General features: G+C 67.7%; 14 protein-coding genes. 8 read left to right on the top strand and 6 right to left on the bottom strand.

The genetic code is table 11. The features are described from left to right. The first annotated feature begins 88 nt into the window (after positions 1–88). Both ACVT6V_RS17055 and ACVT6V_RS17050 read left to right on the top strand, forming a co-directional pair. Positions 89–676 (top strand): peroxiredoxin, encoded by a 588-nt coding sequence (locus tag ACVT6V_RS17055; RefSeq protein WP_489894790.1) that lies wholly within the window; start codon positions 89–91, stop codon positions 674–676. An 11-nt stretch (positions 677–687) separates the two neighbouring features. Further along, positions 688–1,221, top strand: coding sequence for an alkyl hydroperoxide reductase (locus ACVT6V_RS17050; RefSeq protein WP_489894788.1), 534 nt, complete (start codon positions 688–690; stop codon positions 1,219–1,221). 85 nt (positions 1,222–1,306) lie between these two features. Here ACVT6V_RS17050 and ACVT6V_RS17045 read toward each other — a convergent pair whose 3' ends face one another. Then, the gene (locus ACVT6V_RS17045; RefSeq protein WP_489894786.1) at positions 1,307–2,536 is read right to left on the bottom strand and encodes an aminotransferase family protein; all 1,230 of its coding nucleotides are present in this window, start codon (positions 2,534–2,536) and stop codon (positions 1,307–1,309) included. 106 nt (positions 2,537–2,642) lie between these two features. Between ACVT6V_RS17045 and hrpA the strand changes: the two genes are divergently transcribed. Continuing rightward, a complete protein-coding gene (hrpA, locus tag ACVT6V_RS17040) occupies positions 2,643–6,554 on the top strand; it encodes an ATP-dependent RNA helicase HrpA (protein WP_489894784.1) in 3,912 nt (1,303 codons plus the stop codon). 24 nt (positions 6,555–6,578) lie between these two features. On the opposite strand, the gene nrdR is transcribed toward hrpA, so the two are convergent. Both nrdR and ACVT6V_RS17030 read right to left on the bottom strand, forming a co-directional pair. After that, complete coding sequence (gene nrdR, locus ACVT6V_RS17035) at positions 6,579–7,070, bottom strand: transcriptional regulator NrdR (protein ID WP_489900853.1); 492 nt, start codon at positions 7,068–7,070, stop codon at positions 6,579–6,581. Positions 7,071–7,171: 101 nt separating this feature from the next. After that, positions 7,172–7,786, bottom strand: a complete 615-nt coding sequence (locus ACVT6V_RS17030) for a LysM peptidoglycan-binding domain-containing protein (protein ID WP_489894782.1) — start codon at positions 7,784–7,786, stop codon at positions 7,172–7,174. A 232-nt stretch (positions 7,787–8,018) separates the two neighbouring features. On the opposite strand from ACVT6V_RS17030, the gene lexA reads away from it, so the two are divergent. After that, positions 8,019–8,750: a transcriptional repressor LexA gene (lexA, locus tag ACVT6V_RS17025; protein WP_489894780.1), complete on the top strand. Its 732-nt coding sequence runs from the start codon at positions 8,019–8,021 to the stop codon at positions 8,748–8,750. 82 nt (positions 8,751–8,832) lie between these two features. Here the strand turns inward: lexA and ptsP are convergent, their stop codons facing one another. Continuing rightward, complete coding sequence (gene ptsP, locus ACVT6V_RS17020) at positions 8,833–10,542, bottom strand: phosphoenolpyruvate--protein phosphotransferase (RefSeq protein WP_489894778.1); 1,710 nt, start codon at positions 10,540–10,542, stop codon at positions 8,833–8,835. A 125-nt stretch (positions 10,543–10,667) separates the two neighbouring features. On the opposite strand from ptsP, the gene ACVT6V_RS17015 reads away from it, so the two are divergent. The 4 genes from ACVT6V_RS17015 to ACVT6V_RS17000 all read left to right on the top strand — a co-directional run bounded on the left by ACVT6V_RS17015 (position 10,668) and on the right by ACVT6V_RS17000 (position 14,943). After that, positions 10,668–11,438, top strand: coding sequence for a DeoR/GlpR family DNA-binding transcription regulator (locus ACVT6V_RS17015; RefSeq protein ID WP_489894776.1), 771 nt, complete (start codon positions 10,668–10,670; stop codon positions 11,436–11,438). Positions 11,439–11,467: 29 nt separating this feature from the next. Further along, positions 11,468–12,460 (top strand): 1-phosphofructokinase family hexose kinase, encoded by a 993-nt coding sequence (locus tag ACVT6V_RS17010; RefSeq protein WP_489894774.1) that lies wholly within the window; start codon positions 11,468–11,470, stop codon positions 12,458–12,460. A 51-nt stretch (positions 12,461–12,511) separates the two neighbouring features. Further along, positions 12,512–14,608 (top strand): PTS fructose transporter subunit IIABC, encoded by a 2,097-nt coding sequence (locus ACVT6V_RS17005; protein WP_489894772.1) that lies wholly within the window; start codon positions 12,512–12,514, stop codon positions 14,606–14,608. 74 nt (positions 14,609–14,682) lie between these two features. Next, complete coding sequence (locus ACVT6V_RS17000; RefSeq protein WP_489894770.1) at positions 14,683–14,943, top strand: HPr family phosphocarrier protein; 261 nt, start codon at positions 14,683–14,685, stop codon at positions 14,941–14,943. 101 nt (positions 14,944–15,044) lie between these two features. Here the strand turns inward: ACVT6V_RS17000 and hflX are convergent, their stop codons facing one another. Both hflX and dapF read right to left on the bottom strand, forming a co-directional pair. After that, the gene (gene hflX / locus ACVT6V_RS16995; RefSeq protein ID WP_489894768.1) at positions 15,045–16,553 is read right to left on the bottom strand and encodes a GTPase HflX; all 1,509 of its coding nucleotides are present in this window, start codon (positions 16,551–16,553) and stop codon (positions 15,045–15,047) included. Between the two features lie 64 nt (positions 16,554–16,617). Beyond that, positions 16,618–17,532, bottom strand: coding sequence for a diaminopimelate epimerase (gene dapF / locus ACVT6V_RS16990; protein ID WP_489900852.1), 915 nt, complete (start codon positions 17,530–17,532; stop codon positions 16,618–16,620). Positions 17,533–17,543: the final 11 nt, after the last annotated feature.

Raw genomic sequence — 17,543 nt, 5'->3', positions numbered from 1 at the left:
CCGGCACGATGGTGCATGTCTGACGACGAAGTCCTTTCGCGCACATGACGTGGCAATCGAAGATCCCAGACCAAGGAGCGATACGAACATGGCCCTGCTGACAATCGGCGATCAGTTCCCCGCATACAACCTCACCGCTGTCATCGGCGGAGACCTGTCCAAGGTCGACGCCCAGCAGCCCGACGACTACTTCACCAACGTCACCAGCGAGGACAACCCGGGCAAATGGCGGATCATCTTCTTCTGGCCGAAGGACTTCACCTTCGTCTGCCCGACGGAGATCGCGGCGTTCGGCAAGCTCAACGACGAGTTCGCCGATCGTGACGCACAGGTCCTCGGCGCCTCGGTCGACAACGAATTCGTCCACTTCCAGTGGCGCGCTCAGCACGAGGACCTCAAAACCCTCCCGTTCCCCATGCTGAGCGACCTGAAGCGTGAACTCGCCTCCGCCGCAGGGGTTCTCAATGCCGACGGGGTCGCCGATCGGGCGACCTTCATCGTGGACCCGAACAATGAGATCCAGTTCGTCTCGGTGACCGCCGGCTCGGTGGGTCGCAACGTCGACGAGGTCCTTCGCGTCCTCGACGCTCTGCAGTCCGACGAGTTGTGCGCCTGCAACTGGAAAAAGGGCGACCCGACGATCGACGCCGGTGAACTGCTGACCGCGAGCGTCTGAGAGGAATTCGAATGAGCATCGACAACCTGAAGGAAGCCCTCCCGGAGTACGCCAAGGACCTCAAGCTGAACCTCGGCTCGATGACCCGGACCACCGCTCTCACCGAGGAGCAGCTCTGGGGCACCCTGCTGTCGACAGCGGCGGCCACCCGAAATGCCAAGGTGCTCTCGGAGATCGCCGACGAGGCCGCCGACACCCTGTCGGCCGAGGCCTACAACGCCGCGCTCGGCGCCGCGTCGATCATGGGTATGAACAACGTCTTCTACCGTGGCCGCGGTTTCCTCGGCGGTAAGTACGATGACCTGCGTCCGGGTCTGCGGATGAACATCATCGGTAATCCCGGCGTGGACAAGGCCTTGTTCGAGTTGTGGTCGTTCGCCGTGTCATCGATCAACGGCTGCGAGCATTGCGTCGGCGCACACGAGAACACCCTGCGTGAGGCGGGCGTCGACCGGGAAGCGATCTTCGAGGCACTCAAGGTCGCCTCGATCGTCGCCGGCGTCGCCCAGGCGATCGCCACCACCGAGGTGCTCAGCGCGGTCTGACACCCGAGCCACGACCTGACGACCTATCGCGCCCCGGCCGACGATCCCGGCCGGGGCGCGATAGGTCTTCTCCCGCCGGCCGGTATCAGCTCAGCGCGGCACGCATGCGGTCGGCGAGCTCGCCGACCTCGTCGGTGGTCATCACGAACGCGGGCGAGATCTGCAGCGCACCCTGCCCGGCCGCCCGTCCGCTAACGCCGTGCTCTCTGAGCTTGCCGATCATCGGCAGTGCCTGCGCAGGGTCGGCCAGCTGGACTGCACTGACCGCGCCGAGCCCCGTCCGGACCTCGGCGACCGAGTCGAGCTCGGCAAGCGGAGAAAGTGCCTGGGCCAGATCGGTTTCCAGGCGACTCGCCTCACCCAGCAGACCTTCTGCCTCGATGATGTCGAGATTGGCCATGGCCGCCGCGGCAGCACCGGCGTGTCCGCCATAGGTGTAGCCGTGCCGCCACCAGACACCGCCGGCGAAGAACGGCTCGGCGATCCGCGGTGCGATGAAGACCGCTCCCATCGGAACATAGCCGGACGTCAGCCCCTTCGCGGTGGTCATCATGTCCGGTGCGAGGTCGAATCGGGTGGAGGCGAACCACGATTGCCCCCCGATGCGGCCGAAGCCGGTGACGACCTCGTCCGCGACGAACAGGACGTCGTGGTCGCGGCAGATCTGGCGGACCTCGGCCAGATAGCCCTCGGGCGGAAGATAGATACCGCCGGCCCCGATGATCGGTTCACAGAAGAATGCCGCGATCCGATCGGCCCCGACACGCTCGATCAATCCGAGCAGACTCTTGGCGTTGTCCCATTCCACCGACTCGGCGTCCGGCATGAGTTCGCCGTAGCCCTCACGATTCACCGGGATGCCCGCCAGTGCGGTCCCGGCGACATGCATGCCGTGATAGGCCTTGGTCCGACCGACGATGATGTTCTTGTCCGGCTTGCCCATCTCGTGCCAGTAACGGCGCGCGAGCTTGGCCGCGGTGTCCACCGAATCGCTGCCGCCCGAGGTGAAGAAGATCTTGCTGTCCGGTACCGGCGCGATCGCGGCGAGGCGTTCGGCCAGCTCCATGGTGACGTCGGCGGTGAAATCACCGAAGCCCGAGTAATGGGCCAGCTTCCCCAGTTGGTCGGCGACAGCCTGCGCAACCTCGGTGCGGCCGTGGCCGATGTTGGTGAACCACAGGCCCGCGGTCGCGTCGAGATACTCACGCCCCTGCGCGTCGTAGATCCGTGTCCCTTGTCCTCGGGTCACCACGAACGGACCATTCGTGGAGACCGACCCCATATCGGCGAAGCCGTGCCACAGTGAACCTGCCATTCCCCAATCATGCCGGGTGTGCGCGGCACCGCCGGACCCAGGTGCCGGGCCGCCGACCCGGATGTGCGGCGGGTCACCGACGAGGACCCAATACTCTGGACACATCATGTCCGCACCGACCACCGACGAACGCCGCGAATTGGCCGACGTACTCGACGACCTGACCATCGTCGACGCCCATCGTCTGCGTCGCCGGCTCGACAAACTCGGGCGATCACCGAAACGGTCGACGTGGGACCGGCTGGCTGCGGACGTGGCGGCGGCGCAGGCCCGGGTGCACCGCCGACGCGCCGCGGTACCGGTCATCGAGTATCCGCCGGACCTGCCGGTGTCGGCGGCGCGGGACGAGATCGCCGCCGCGATCAGCGAGCACCAGGTGGTGGTGATCGCCGGCGAGACCGGGTCGGGCAAGACGACCCAGCTACCCAAGATCTGCCTGGAACTCGGCCGCGGAATTCACGGCGCCATCGGCCATACCCAGCCGCGCAGGATCGCCGCGAGTTCGGTCGCGCGCCGGATCGCCGACGAGACCGCCACCGAGATCGGCGACGCGATCGGGTTCTCGGTGCGGTTCACCGACCGCTCGGGTGCGGACACGCTGGTCAAGGTGATGACCGACGGCATCCTGCTGCGCGAGATCGGCACCGACCCGCTGCTCCGTGCCTACGACACGTTGATCATCGACGAGGCACACGAACGCAGCCTCAACATCGACTTCATCCTGGGCTATCTGAAACGCCTGCTGCCTCGGCGCCCCGACCTCAAGGTCATCATCACATCGGCGACGATCGAACCGGACCGGTTCGCCCGCCATTTCGCGGCCTCGGTCGACGACGCCGACGAGGTACCGATCCTCGAGGTCTCCGGTCGCGCATACCCGGTCGAGGTTCGATATCGCCCATTCGGAGACGCCCGCGACCCCGATTCGGACCACCGTGATCTCGATCAGGCGCAGGCCATCGATTCCGCGGTCGGAGAACTCTGGTCGGCACACCGCGGGGACATCCTGGTCTTCCTCCCCACCGAGCGGGACATCCGCGAGACCGCGGACGCATTGCGCCATCGCGTCTCGGCCGGCGCGGAGATCGTTCCCCTGTTCGCCCGGCTGTCCATCGCCGATCAGCAACGGGTGTTCGCGCCGTCGTCCGGCCGGCGCATCGTGTTGGCGACCAACGTCGCCGAGACGTCCCTGACCGTGCCCGGGATCCGCTACGTCATCGACACCGGTACGGCACGGATCTCGCGCTACTCGACGCGGTCCAAGGTGAACCGCCTGCCGATCGAGCCGGTGTCGCAGGCGAGCGCTCGTCAGCGTGCCGGCCGCTGCGGCCGCGTCGCACCGGGCATCTGTATCCGTCTCTACGATCAGGACGACTTCGACAATCGTCCGGCGTTCACCGATCCGGAGATCGTGCGGACCAATCTGGCGGCGGTCATCCTCCAGATGGCCGCGCTCCGCCTCGGCGACGTGTCCGAGTTCCCGTTTGTGCAACCACCCGACGCGCGTGCGATCCGCGACGGTATGGCAGTCCTCGCCGAACTCGGCGCGATCCGCGAGACCACGCGAGACGACCACGAACCGGTCCTGACACCGGTCGGCCGGCAGATGGCTCGTATCCCCGTCGATCCGCGCCTCGCGCGGATGCTGATCGCCGCACACGAGGACGGCTGCCTCGACCACATGCTGGTGATCGCCGCCGCGCTGTCGATCCCCGATGTCCGGGAGCGCCCCGGCGAGCACCGTGAGGCGGCCGACGCCGCACACCGCCGCTTCGCGGTCCCCGGCTCAGAGTTCCTCGCCTATCTGGAGCTCTGGAACTATCTCGCTGACCGGCGCCGCGAACTGTCGGGCAATCAGTTCCGCCGGCTCTGCGAACGCGAGTTCCTGCATTTCCTGCGGATCCGCGAATGGCAGGAACTGCACCGGCAGCTGTCCCGGATCGTGTCCGACCTGGACTGGACCACCGCCACCACCAGCCGCGACGGCGACGCCATCCACCGGGCGATCCTCTCCGGCCTGCTCGGCAACATCGCGGCGCGCCAAGGGGATTCACGGGACTATCTCGGCGCACGGAACACCACCCTGGCGATCTTCCCGGGATCGTCGCTGTCCCGGAAGCCGCCACCGTTCATCATGGCCGCCGAACTCGTCGAGACATCGCGACTCTTCGCGCACACTGTCGCCGGGATCGATCCCCTTTGGGTGGAGAAACTCGCCGGCGACCTCGCCCGACGGTCGTACAGTGAGCCGCACTGGTCGTCCAAACGCGGCTCCGCGATGGCCTACGAACGCGTCACGCTCTACGGCGTCACCCTCGTCGCGCAGCGCCGGGTACCTTTCGGACGCATCGACCCGGCGACCTCACGGGAGATGTTCATCCGCCACGCCCTCGTGGAAGGCGAATGGCGCACCGATCATGCCTTCTTTCAGCGCAATCGGGAACTGCTCGACGCCGCAGCCGACGTCGAGCACCGCGCCCGTCGCCGGGATGTGGTGATCAGCGAACAGCAGTTGTTCGAGTTCTACGATGCGCGGGTCGGTCCCGATGTGGTGTCGGCGCGACACTTCGACACCTGGTGGAAGCAGACGAGACGCGAACACCCCGACCTCCTCGACCTGCGTCCAGAAGATGTGGCGGTCGACGTCGCGGTCGCCGACACCGACTTCCCCGGAGCCTGGCAGCAGGGCGAGACGCGCCTGGAACTCCGATACCGATTCGAGCCTGGCGCGCCCGATGACGGTGTCACCGTGGTGATCCCGCTACCGTTGCTCGACCATGTCCGGGCAGCGGGCTTCGACTGGTCGGTGCCGGGCCTGCGCAGCGAACTCGCCACCGAACTCGTGAAATCACTGCCGAAAGCGCAGCGCAAATCTATGGCGCCCGCCCAGCGTTTCGCGGATCTGGCGCTCTCACGACTCACACCGCGCGCCGAGCCGCTCATCGCCGGGCTGGCCCGCGAGCTCACATCGATCACCTCGATGACCGTGTCGCCCGGGGATTTCGCGCCCGAGCGCATACCTGCCCACCTCACCATGAACTTCGCCGTCGTCGACCGGACCGGCGCCACGATCGCCGGTGGTAAGTCGCTCGCCGACCTGAAGAAACAGTTCGCCGATCGGGACGACACCCCGGCGCCACGGACGGCCGTCACCACATGGAGCGCCGAAGGGATCGGCAACCTCGCGGACAGCGAGACGAAAGTGGTTGCCGGTCAATCCATCACGCGATATCCAGGATTGGACGTGGTGCGCGACGACAACGGGCACGCCGTCGGCGTGACCGGCGTCGAGAGCCCGACCGCGGCCCAGCGCGACCAGCGTCATCACGACGCCGTCATCGTTTTGCTCGATGCAGCGATGCCGCGTCTTTCCCGCAAGATCACCGGGACTCTCGACGCCGCGGGACGACTCACCCTGAGCCAGAGCCCGTATCGCAAGCCGGACGATCTGGTGGCCGACTGCACCCGGCGCGCGGTCCGCGACCTCGCCGCGGACCGAGATCTCACCAGAATCCGAACTCCGGAACAGTTCGAGCAACTGTGCACCGGGCTGCGAAGCGACGTCATCGGTGCCGCCCCAGAATATTTCACACTGGCCATCGACGTTCTGCGTCACGTCGCCCCGTTGCGTGCCCAGCTCGATCGGCTGAGCGGGTCGGTCGCCGCCGATGACGTCGCCGAACAACTCGAGAACCTGGTCTTCGACGGATTCATCGCCGCAACCCCTCGCGACCACCTGACCCACGTCCCCAGATACCTCGAGGCGGCAACTCGTCGACTGACCGATCTACCCGCGTCTGCTCACCGGGACCATGACGGCATCGCCACGGTCGATCGCGTCGTGAGCCACTGGAATCAACGAGGCGCGCGGCTTCCCGAGGGACGACGCGCTGCACTGGACGAATTCGCCCACTGGCTGATCGAGGAACTGCGGGTGGGCCTGTTCGCGCAGCGACTCGGCACCGCATACCCGATCTCGGAGAAGCGCGCCATACGTGCACTCGACGCCTTCACCTGACCATCGGCGTCGACACCGGTCCGGTCAATCGGTGAGCGCAGACCCCGCGGCATCCACCGGTTTACGATGCGTGAGATTGCCTTGCAGGTCATCGATCTCACGCTGGAAATCCTCCAACGAGTCAAATGACCGGTAAACCGACGCGAACCGCAGGTAGGCGACCTCGTCGAGGTCGCGAAGCGGACGAAGGATGGCCAGGCCCACCTCATTGCTGGGTATCTCGGCCGAGCCGGATGCCCGGACAGCGTCCTCCACCTGCTGTGCGAGCTGAGCCAGGGCATCCTCGGCGACGTCACGCCCTTGACAGGCGCGACGCACTCCGCGCATCACCTTCTCGCGACTGAACGGCTCGGTCACGCCGTTGCGTTTCACCACCGACAGCACGGCGCTCTCCACCGTCGAGAACCGCCGACCGCACTCCGCACACGAACGACGCCTTCGGATCGCCTGCCCCTCGTCGGCGACACGCGAGTCGATGACCTTGGTGTCTTCGTTCTTGCAAAACGGGCAGCGCATGTCGTCCTCACGCACGTCTCGGGACACTCCGGCGCACCGGATGCCCGCTACGCCGTGCCGGTTTCCGGCTGGAACCTGTGACATGAGAGTACCGCCTGCGCTCAGCCGTATGCGGGTGCGACCAGTGCCTGCCCGACCCGGAGACCCGACCCGGACAGGTCGTTGCGCTCGACGATCTGGTCGATGACCGCCTGCCTGGGCACATCGGGCGCGATCCGATCGGCGATCGTGCTCAGCGAGTCGCCCTGTCGGACATGGACGATCTCGGTGCCGACTGGCGACGGCTGCACGGACGCCGCATAGTTGGAGCCCACGATTGTGACCACCCACACCAGAACCGCGAGCCCACAGCCCACGAGTACCGCCAGTGCCGTGGCCCTCCGGCGTGCGTGCAGGCGTGATTCGGCCGTCGACACAGCGCACCGGGTCCCCGCAGCCCGAGGTAACTGTCCGACGGCCGGGCGAGCCGGCCGTCGGTCGGCCGGGCGGACGGGTTCGTGATGCGCCTGGCGCCGCGGCCGTGTGCCCGCGCCGAGACGGACCCGATCCTGCTCGCCGGTACGCGTGCGCCCGCTTCTCGTCGGCGCGGTGCTTGCCGAGTCGGTGCGCTCGCGCTCGATGCGCATACGCTCGGCGCGCACGGGCTCCGTTCGTTCAGACCTGGACACCGCCCCGTCCGGGGTGCGTGTGCTGCGCGTGAGGGTCCCTGTGCTCATCGTGTCCTCCTCGGCTCCCGATCGACCGGACTGTCGATCACGTGTTCGACGGAACGTATGTTCGATTAGTATCACGGGAGACCGACAATGTCTCGACACGCGTCGAACAAATGTTTGAACATGTCGGGATGTTCGGATACTGTCGGCGCTGTAGCAAGGCAACATCCAGCAGGTTTCCGAGAGGAACCGGGCAGGCGCCCCCACATGACGGACGCCGAGAGGGAGGACACCGATGAGTGACAAAGCCGGCGGACGGCGTGACGCCACCCGTGGGACCGACGAGACCGGGGGCGCGACGACGGTTGATCCCGAGGTCGCCGAGGCGAACCTCACCGCCCGCCAGCGGGGTGTGCTGGAGTACATCCGCACGTCGGTGCGTGAACGTGGATATCCGCCCAGCATCCGCGAGATCGGCGAGGCGGTCGGACTGACCTCCACCTCGTCCGTCGCACATCAGCTACGGACTTTGGAGCGCAAGGGCCTGCTCAAACGCGATCACAATCGGCCTCGCGCCGTCAACATCCAGGACGGCGAGCAGCACACGCCGCCGGGCGGCACGGCCGCACCGGCCGGTGGCTCAGAACTGCCGACTCCCACCTTCGTACCCGTACTCGGACGCATCGCCGCGGGCGGACCGATCCTCGCCGAGGAGGCCGTCGAGGACGTCTTCCCGCTCCCCCGTGAGCTCGTCGGCGACGGGTCGCTCTTCCTGCTGCGCGTGGTCGGCGAATCGATGATCGATGCAGCGATCTGCGACGGCGATTGGGTCGTGGTGCGACAGCAGAACGTGGCCGAGAACGGTGACATCGTCGCGGCGATGATCGACGGCGAGGCAACCGTCAAGACGTTCAAGCGCAAGGACGGTCACGTCTGGCTGATGCCACACAACGCGATGTTCGAACCGATCCCCGGCGACAACGCCGCCATCCTGGGCAAGGTCGTCACGGTGATGCGCCGGGTGTGAACGGTGGGCTCGGCCCGTGGCCCGGTACCGGGCCGCCACGAGCCGGCCGGTAGGGCCTCCATGGAAGCCCTACCTGATGACGCTATGCGTCCAACGCCGCCGTCGCCGCCGCACGCGCAGCGGCCGGGTCGGACGTGCGTAATGCCGCCTGGGCCGCAACCTGGCACTGGTCCATGCTGACCGCTCCGAGTCGGGCTCCCACTGCGGCCGCCGCGGCTGGAGCCGACGACAGCGACGTGACACCCATCCCGACCAGCACGCACGCCAGCACCGGGTCTGCTGCGGCCTCGCCACACACGCCCACCGACTTGCCCACTTCGGAACCCGCGCGCGCCACGGTTGCGATCAACGACAGCACCGCAGGCTGCCAGGGGTCGGTCAGGCCGGCGAGTTCGGCCGACATCCGATCCGCCGCCATCGTGTACTGGGTGAGGTCATTTGTCCCGATCGACACGAAATCGACTTCGGCCAGTATGGATTCGGCAAGAATCGCGGCCGCGGGCACCTCCACCATCACACCGGCGATCAGTCCGCGCGCACGCACCTCGGCGGCGAACTCCGCGGCCTCGGCCGCCGACGCGATCATCGGCGCCATCACCCAGGCGGTCGATTCGCGGCCATTCGCCGCAGCGGCGATCGCATCGAGCTGAGCGGTGCGGATCTCGGGATGTTCCTGGGCAATCCGATTGCCCCGCACGCCCAGCGCGGGGTTGGCCTCGTCCAGTTGGGTGACGAACTTGAGCGGTTTGTCGGAGCCGGCGTCGAGCGTGCGGATGACCACCTTCTGTCCGTCGAAAGCATCCAGCACCTCGCGGTAGAGGCTTGTCTGTTCCTCTACCGTCGGCGCGTCCGCGCGATCAAGGAAGGCGAGTTCGGTGCGGAACAACCCGACACCTTCCACCGGATAGGCGGTGGCGGTCCGCGCCGACGCTCCGTCCGCGACGTTGGCCAACACCGAGATCCGGCGTCCGTCGGCGGTTTGCCCCGGCCCGGACCAGTCGGCGACCAGCTCCGCCGCCCGACGACTCTCCTCGACGCGCTCCGTGGCGTCGGCGGCGTCCGGTTCGACCTCGATCGTGCCCGCGGTTCCGTCGACGAGCACGATGGTGCCCGCCTCGACCGTCGCGAGGTCCGACACCGCCACCACGCACGGAATTCCCAGCTGTCGCGCGATGATCGCCGTGTGGCTCGTCGGTCCCCCCAATCGGGTGACCAGCGCGGTGATCATGGCCGGGTCCAGGCCGGCCGTGTCGGCGGGCGCGAGATCATCGGCCATCAGAATCGAGGGCACCGACGGCTCCGGCACACCGGGCTCTGGTACACCGAGCAGCTCGGCGACGACCCGATCGCGTACATCGTTGAGATCGGTGACACGTTCGGCCATCAGGCCGCCCAGCTTCGTGAACATGGCGGCAAATTGTTCGGTCGCCGCAACCGCGGCCGCCGGAGCGGCCGAGCCCTTGGCGATCAAGGCCGACGCCGCTCCGACCCAGCCGCGGTCCTCGGCCAGGCCCGCCGTCGCCGACAGCACCTCGGCGGCAGCGCCGGATGCGTGTGACGACCGTTCGCGAAGTCGACCCGCGACTGCCGCAGCGGCATCGGTGAAGCGTTTCGTCTCGACCTCGCGTTCCTCGTCGGCGATCACACCCCCGCCGCTGACGTCGAATACGGGACGTTCCCCGGGCCAGACCACCGGGCCGTAGGCCTTTCCACCGACAACCGGCGTTCCGTTCAGTACCTGTGTGCGCTCCACCGAAGACCTCTCTGTGTTCGACGCCGAGGCCGGCTGCATTCGCAAGCTCCCGGCCATTTCTCTGTGATCAAACTTACAACAAACACTTGACGTGACCACACAAACAAGCGTAAACAAAGGTATATCAACATTCAAACCCACCGAAACCCACAGACGAGGACATCGTGTACGCGGAGGAACGACAGCAGGCGATCGCCCATCAGGTCCGCTTGAACGGCCGCGCCTCGGTGGCCGCACTCGCCACGGCCTTCGATGTCACGAGCGAGACCGTGCGGCGGGACCTCGCCGTGCTCGAACGGGCAGGGCACCTGCAACGGGTGCACGGTGGCGCGGTACGGCCCGGCTCGACGCCGGTCATCGGAGAACAGGGCATCGACGAACGGCAGATGTCCCACACCGAACAGAAGTTCGCGATCGGCCGCGCCGCGATGCGGTTCCTCCCGCCGGACGGGGGCTCACTGTTCTTCGACGCCGGTACCACCACCTACCAGGCGGCACTCGAGATGCCCCGGGACCGCCGATTGACGCTGGTCACGCACAGCATCCCGATCGCGGGGGTACTCGCCGCGCAAGGAGCCGCCGATCTCCACGTCGTCGGCGGGCGGGTACGCGGACTCACCCAGGCAACCGTCGGCGCCGACACGGTGGCCGCCCTGGAGAAGATGCGCATCTCGACAGCCTTCGTCGGCACCAACGGGATCAGTCCGGGTTTCGGGCTCTCCACCCCCGACCCCGATGAGGCCGCCATCAAGTCAGCCATCGTCCGCGTGGCCAACCGCGTTGTGGTGCTGGCTGATTCGTCCAAGATCGATCGCGAGGATCTCGCGTCCTTCGCCGACCTGACCGATGTCGATGTGCTCGTCACCGACGCCGGCGTAGACCCGATCACCTCGGCCGAGCTGGCCGACCACGGCATCGAGATGGTGGTCGTATGACCCCTGTTCGCACGACCGAAAGGGACCCCATGACGTCCTCCGATCCGACCCCGGTCACGATTCTCACACTCACCGCCAATCCCAGTCTCGACCGGACTCTCGAGCTGTCCACACCACTGCAACGTGGCGCGGTGCAGCGCGCCACGGCGGTGCGATCCGAGCCGGGCGGCAAGGGGATCAACGTCGCGCGGGTGGTCGCCTGCGCAGGGGTGTCCACCAAAGCCATCCTCCCGGCCCGCACCGGGGATCCGTTTCTCACCGCTCTGGACGGCGTCGGACTACCCCACCTGACCCTCCCGATCGACGGCGAGATCCGCTCCAACATCACCGTCGCCGATCCCGACGGCACCACAACCAAGATCAACGCGCCCGGATTCGCGCTCGACGACGACCAGGCAAGGGCGCTGGCCGACCTGGTGGTCGACAACGCGCGCGGCGCCCGGTGGGTCGCGCTGTGCGGGTCACTGCCGCCGGGCCTGCCCGACGACTGGTACCGAACCGTCATCGACGCGCTGGGCGCGCAGGGATGCCGGGTCGCGGTGGACACCTCCGGTAGACCGCTGGCCGAGGCCGTCACCGGCCGCGTCGATCTGCTCAAACCCAACGATGAGGAACTCGCCGAAGCGACCGGTACCGACGCGGCACAGCTGGCCGCGGCCACCAGGGGCGGAGACCACGCGCCGCTGATCGCGGCGGCACGGACCCTCGTGGACCGGACCGGAGCGGCGATCCTGGCGACACTCGGCGCGACCGGGGCGCTGCTCGTGACCGGCGGCGGCACCTGGTTCGCGACGCCTCCGCCGATCGTGCCCCGCAGCACCGTCGGCGCGGGGGATTCCGCTCTCGCCGGCTACCTCATCGCCGAGAGCCGCGGAGACGACGAACCGGACCGCCTGCGCACCGCGGTCGCTTATGGGTCTGCGGCAACGGCGCTCCCCGGGACTCAGCCTCCGTCGCCGGACCAACTCGATCTCGCACACGTGCAGATGACCGACCTCACAGGAGCCGCCCACACCCGATGAACCACCGCCGCACCTGCCGACTTGCACGATTCATGGAATGAAGGAAATCCCATGTCAGAACAGATAATCACACCGCAGACGGTGAGCCTCGACATCGACGCGGGCAGCGACCCGGCCGCTGTCATCGGCTACCTCGCCGACAAACTCGCCGCGGCCGGCCGCACCACAGATCCCACCGTGCTCACCCGGGGCGCCCTGGACCGCGAGGCGAAGTCGGCCACCGGACTTCCCGGCGGCATCGCCATCCCCCACGCCCGCGCCGAGTCGGTCACCGAGGCGAGCCTGGCTATGGCGCGCCTCTCGAACAAGGTGGACTTCGGCGCTCCGGATGGCCCCGCCGACCTCGTGTTCCTCATCGCCGCCCCCGCGGGCGGGGCGACCGAACACATGAAGCTGCTCAGTTCGCTGGCCCGTTCGTTGGTCCGGCCGGACTTCGTCGAGTCGTTGCGTGGGGCCGAGAGTGACCAACGCGTGGTCCAACTGGTCGACGAGGCCATCAATCCACCCGCGGCAGCACCCGCTGCAGCAACAGCTACGGCGGCCGCTGCGACCACATCCGCTGCGGCGTCGGCGGCATCGACGGGCACGACGCCGCCACCGTCGGCCGGCGCCGGAGAGGAACGCCGTCCGTCGGTGGTGGCGATCACCGCGTGCCCCACCGGCATCGCCCACACCTACATGGCAGCCGACGCCCTCAAGTACGCCGCCGAGCGCGCCGACGTCCAGTTCCATGTCGAGACACAGGGATCGGCCGCCACCACACCGTTCGATCCGCAGGTGATCGCCGACGCCGACGCCGTCATCTTCGCCACCGATGTGGGTGTCAAGGGCAAGGACCGCTTCCACGGCAAACCCGTCATCGCGTCGGGCGTGAAACGGGCGATCAACGAACCCGACAAGATGATCGCCGAAGCCGTTGCGGCCTCACATAATCCGTCGGCAGCCGTGGTCACCGCGGGCGCCGGGGACGCTGTCCCGGAGGCCGCCGAGAGTGGCGGCCTGGGTCTGGGCAGCCAGGTCCGCCAGGCACTGATGACCGGCGTGAGCTACATGATCCCGTTCGTCGCCGCCGGCGGCCTGCTGATCGCGCTCGGCTTCCTTCCCTTCCTCGGCGGATACGAGATCGCCAACAAGACACTCGACGAGGCGGGAACGATGAGCGACGGGGCGTTCATCGCCCTGCACAACAGTCTCTGGGACCTCCCCGCAGGAGGCCTGGGACAGTACATCGGCGCGGTCCTGTTCGCGGTCGGCTCACTGGCCATGGGCATGCTGGTGCCGGTGCTCGCCGGCTACATCTCGTTCGCCATCGCCGACCGACCCGGCATCGCACCGGGTTTCGTGGCCGGTCTGGTCTCGGTGGCCGTCGGCGCCAGCTTCATCGGCGGCCTGGTCGGCGGTCTGATCGCCGGTGTGGTCTGCTTGTGGATCTCTCGAGTCCCACTGCCGACCTGGGCGCGTGGCCTGCAACCGGTGGTGATCATCCCACTCGTGGGCAGCCTGGCCATCGGCGCGCTGATGTTCATGTTGCTCGGCAAACCGCTGGCGTGGGTGACCGAGAAGATGACCGACGGACTCAACAGCATGTCCGGTGGATCGGCCATCATCCTCGGCATCGTCCTCGGGCTGATGATGTGCTTCGACCTCGGTGGCCCGGTCAACAAGGCGGCCTACCTGTTCGCCACCACCGGACTGGCGATCGGCGGTGCCGCACAGCTCCAGATCATGGCCGCGGTCATGTGCGCCGGCATGGTCCCACCCCTGGCGATGGCACTGGCCACCGTGCTGCGTCCGAAGCTCTTCACCGAGCCGGAGCGCGAGAACGGCAAGGCGGCCTGGCTGCTGGGTGCGTCGTTCATCTCCGAGGGTGCGATCCCGTTCGCGGCGACCGACCCCTTCCGCGTGATCCCGTCGATGATGGCCGGCGGTGCCCTGTCGGGGGCCCTGGTGATGGCATTCGGTGTCGAGCTCCGGGCTCCGCACGGCGGCATCTTCGTGTTCTTCGCGATGAACAACTGGGTGCTGTTCCTCATCGCCCTGGCCGCCGGTACGGTCCTCAGTGCGTTCGCGGTCATCGGCGCCAAGCAGTGGCACCTCAACCGGCAGCATGCCACCGTCGTCGAGGATCTCGAAACCGTGCCCGCCTGAGCCGAACTCCGGCGACACTGATGCCGTAGACGTGACAAGCTGCCATACACCCGACCAGCAAAGGAGAATCACCCATGCCCAGCACCACCGTCGCCGTCGGTTCCGCCGTCGGTCTGCATGCCCGCCCCGCAACGATCATCGCCGAGGCCGTCACGGACGCCGGTTCCACGGTGACCCTGTCGCTCGAGGGCGGTGAGCCGGTGGATGCCGGATCGGCGCTGATGATCATGACCCTCGGCGCCGAGAAGGGCACCAACGTGGTGGTCACCGCCGAGGACCAGAACACCCTCGACGCCATCGCCGCCCTGGTCGCAAAGGACCTCGACGCGGACTAGGACGGTACCCACTCCCATCGCCAACAGGGTGGGTGTCGAGCGACACGCCGGTCGTCGCTCGACACCCACCCTGTTCGTGCGATGGGAGGTCGGGTGGCGGGTCAGGGCACCTTCAGGTCCTCCAGCGCGCCCGCGAAGGCGGCCGGGACGCGCACCCGCATCGTCGTGCCGGCGGCGGTGTGCTCGCTCGAGAGCACCTCGCCCTCTTCATGGATCCGCGACACGACGTCGCCCCGGGTGTAGGGCACGTCGATCGTCAACTCGATGTCGGATCGGCTGATGACGTCGCGGATCCGGTCGAACAGCTCATCCAGGCCCTCACCCGTGCGGGCAGAGACGAACACGGCGTCGCCGAGAGCGCCACGCAACTCAGCCATCCGCGTCGCATCGATGGCGTCGATTTTGTTGACCACCAACAGTTCCGGCGGCGCAGTCGCCCCGTCTTCGGCGACCACCTCGTTGACGACCCGTCGAACCGCCGCGATCTGCTCGGTGGGAAACGAATCCGAGCCGTCCACGACGTGCAGCAGCAGATCGGCGTCGACGACCTCCTCCAGCGTCGACCGGAAGGCCTCCACCAGCTGTGTCGGCAGGTGCCGGACGAATCCGACGGTATCGGTGAACACGACCGCCCGCCCGTCGTCGAGTGTGGCGCGCCGGGTGGTCGGATCCAGCGTCGCGAACAGGGCATCCTGCACCAGGACTCCCGAGCCGGTCATCGCGTTGACCAGGCTGGATTTGCCGGCGTTCGTGTAGCCCGCCACCGTCAGACGCGGAATCGCCGTGCGTTCACGTTCGGCGCGCATCACCGTGCGCGACTTCTTCATCCCCCGGATCTCTCGACGCAGCTTGGCCATACGTTCCCGAATACGCCGCCGGTCGGTTTCGATCTTGGTCTCACCGGGACCGCGCAGACCAACGCCTCCGTTGCTTCCGGCACGCCCGCCGGCCTGCCTCGACATCGACTCACCCCAGCCGCGCAGCCGCGGCAGCATGTACTCCATCTGCGCCAGCGAGACCTGGGCCTTGCCCTCGCGAGAGGTCGCGTGCTGGGCGAAGATGTCGAGGATGAGCGCCGTGCGGTCGATGACCTTGACCTTGACCACCTTCTCGAGCGCCGTCAGCTGCGCCGGGGTGAGTTCGCCGTCGCAGATCACCGTGTCGGCACCGGTGGCCAACACCGCCTCGCGGAGTTCATCGGCCTTGCCCGACCCGATGTAGGTGGACGAATCGGGCCGCGATCGGCGCTGGATGAGAGCGTCGAGGACCTGCGAGCCCGCGGTCTCCGCGAGTGCCGCGAGCTCGATCATGCTGGCACGCGCCTGCGCGGCGGTGCCCTCGGTCCAGACGCCGACGAGCACGACACGTTCCAGCCGGAGCTGACGGTATTCGACCTCGGTGACGTCGGCGAGCTCGGTGGACAGCCCGGCGACGCGCTGCAGGGAAGCGCGTTCTTCGAGCTGGAGTTCACCCGTCGTCGGCTGCGCCAGGCCGCGCAGGATGTCGGCACCGGCGCCGGGTTTGTCGTCGACGTCGGCGAGTTCGTGGTCGACGAGGTCATCGTCGTCCGGGGTGGGATCGGGAAACGGTGTGAATGCTGATTCGGTCATAGGCAACACCATGATCTCACGCCCTGCAGGCGGGCGGCATCCGGTTTTCGGCTCGTCGAGACGATCACTCGCGCGGGCGGTCCCATCCGGGCCTCAGTTCACCGGCCGCGACCAGCATGGACGGACCCCGCAGGTAGGTTCCGTCCGAGCGGATGCCGACCTCCACCTGCCCGCCGGGAACGCTGATGCGCAACGTTCCGGTCTGCTCGTCGCGAGCCGCGAGTGCAGCGGCCCCGGCAGCCACCAGGCCCGTGCCGCAGCTACGCGTCTCGCCGACACCACGCTCGAAGACACGCATCGATGCCGACAGCGCGCCTGTGGCGCCGGCCGGGCCCGGCGGGGTCACCAACTCGACATTGGCACCGTGTGGGAACGCCGCGGCGTCGATCCGCACTCCCGCCGAGAAGTCGACGGCCGCGAGGTCAGCCGGGGTCAGGTCCGGCACCACGCACGCCAGATGCGGGTTGCCGACGTCGACTCGGATGCCGCGATACGCGTCATCGCCGATACGGACGAGCGACTCACCGTCGAGTCGTACGCGCCCCATCTCGACGGTCACGTCGGCGTGCACATCGTCATGATCGTGGACGACGACCGGACGTGCACCCGCACGAGAGCCGACGGTGAAGTCGTCGTCGGCCATCAGGCCGGACGCGCGCAGATAGTGCGCGAACACCCGCACGCCGTTGCCACACATCTCGGCGATCGAGCCGTCCGCGTTCCGGTAGTCCATGAACCAGTCGTCCGGGGCGATTCCGTCCGGGAGGTGATCGAGCACGCCGCGCTCGATGAGTGCCGCCGAACGCACGACGCGCAGCAGGCCGTCAGCACCGATCCCTCGTCGCCGGTCGCACAGCGCGGCCACGAACGGCTCTGTCAGGTCCATCCGCCCCGCGGGGTCGGTGAGGATGACGAAATCGTTCTGCGTGCCGTGACCCTTGACGAAGCGCGTGGGCCCTGCGCCCGAGGACTGTGCCATCACCTCACCCA

The sequence above is a fragment of the Gordonia sp. LMA167 genome (assembly GCF_058130025.1).
The sequence above is the reverse complement of the archived record's forward strand: the minus strand, read 5'-3'. Positions and strand labels throughout refer to the sequence as shown.

Coding starts and splice junctions, on each gene's coding strand:
- ACVT6V_RS17000 (WP_489894770.1), top strand. CDS start 14,683: ATGCCCAGCACCACCGTCGCCGTCGGTTCCGCCGTCGGTCTGCATGCC.
- nrdR (WP_489900853.1), bottom strand. CDS start 7,070: ATGCGCTGCCCGTTTTGCAAGAACGAAGACACCAAGGTCATCGACTCG.
- dapF (WP_489900852.1), bottom strand. CDS start 17,532: ATGGCACAGTCCTCGGGCGCAGGGCCCACGCGCTTCGTCAAGGGTCAC.
- ACVT6V_RS17030 (WP_489894782.1), bottom strand. CDS start 7,786: ATGAGCACAGGGACCCTCACGCGCAGCACACGCACCCCGGACGGGGCG.
- ACVT6V_RS17055 (WP_489894790.1), top strand. CDS start 89: ATGGCCCTGCTGACAATCGGCGATCAGTTCCCCGCATACAACCTCACC.
- ptsP (WP_489894778.1), bottom strand. CDS start 10,542: ATGCAGCCGGCCTCGGCGTCGAACACAGAGAGGTCTTCGGTGGAGCGC.
- lexA (WP_489894780.1), top strand. CDS start 8,019: ATGAGTGACAAAGCCGGCGGACGGCGTGACGCCACCCGTGGGACCGAC.
- hflX (WP_489894768.1), bottom strand. CDS start 16,553: ATGACCGAATCAGCATTCACACCGTTTCCCGATCCCACCCCGGACGAC.
- ACVT6V_RS17005 (WP_489894772.1), top strand. CDS start 12,512: ATGTCAGAACAGATAATCACACCGCAGACGGTGAGCCTCGACATCGAC.
- ACVT6V_RS17050 (WP_489894788.1), top strand. CDS start 688: ATGAGCATCGACAACCTGAAGGAAGCCCTCCCGGAGTACGCCAAGGAC.
- ACVT6V_RS17010 (WP_489894774.1), top strand. CDS start 11,468: ATGACGTCCTCCGATCCGACCCCGGTCACGATTCTCACACTCACCGCC.
- hrpA (WP_489894784.1), top strand. CDS start 2,643: ATGTCCGCACCGACCACCGACGAACGCCGCGAATTGGCCGACGTACTC.
- ACVT6V_RS17045 (WP_489894786.1), bottom strand. CDS start 2,536: ATGGCAGGTTCACTGTGGCACGGCTTCGCCGATATGGGGTCGGTCTCC.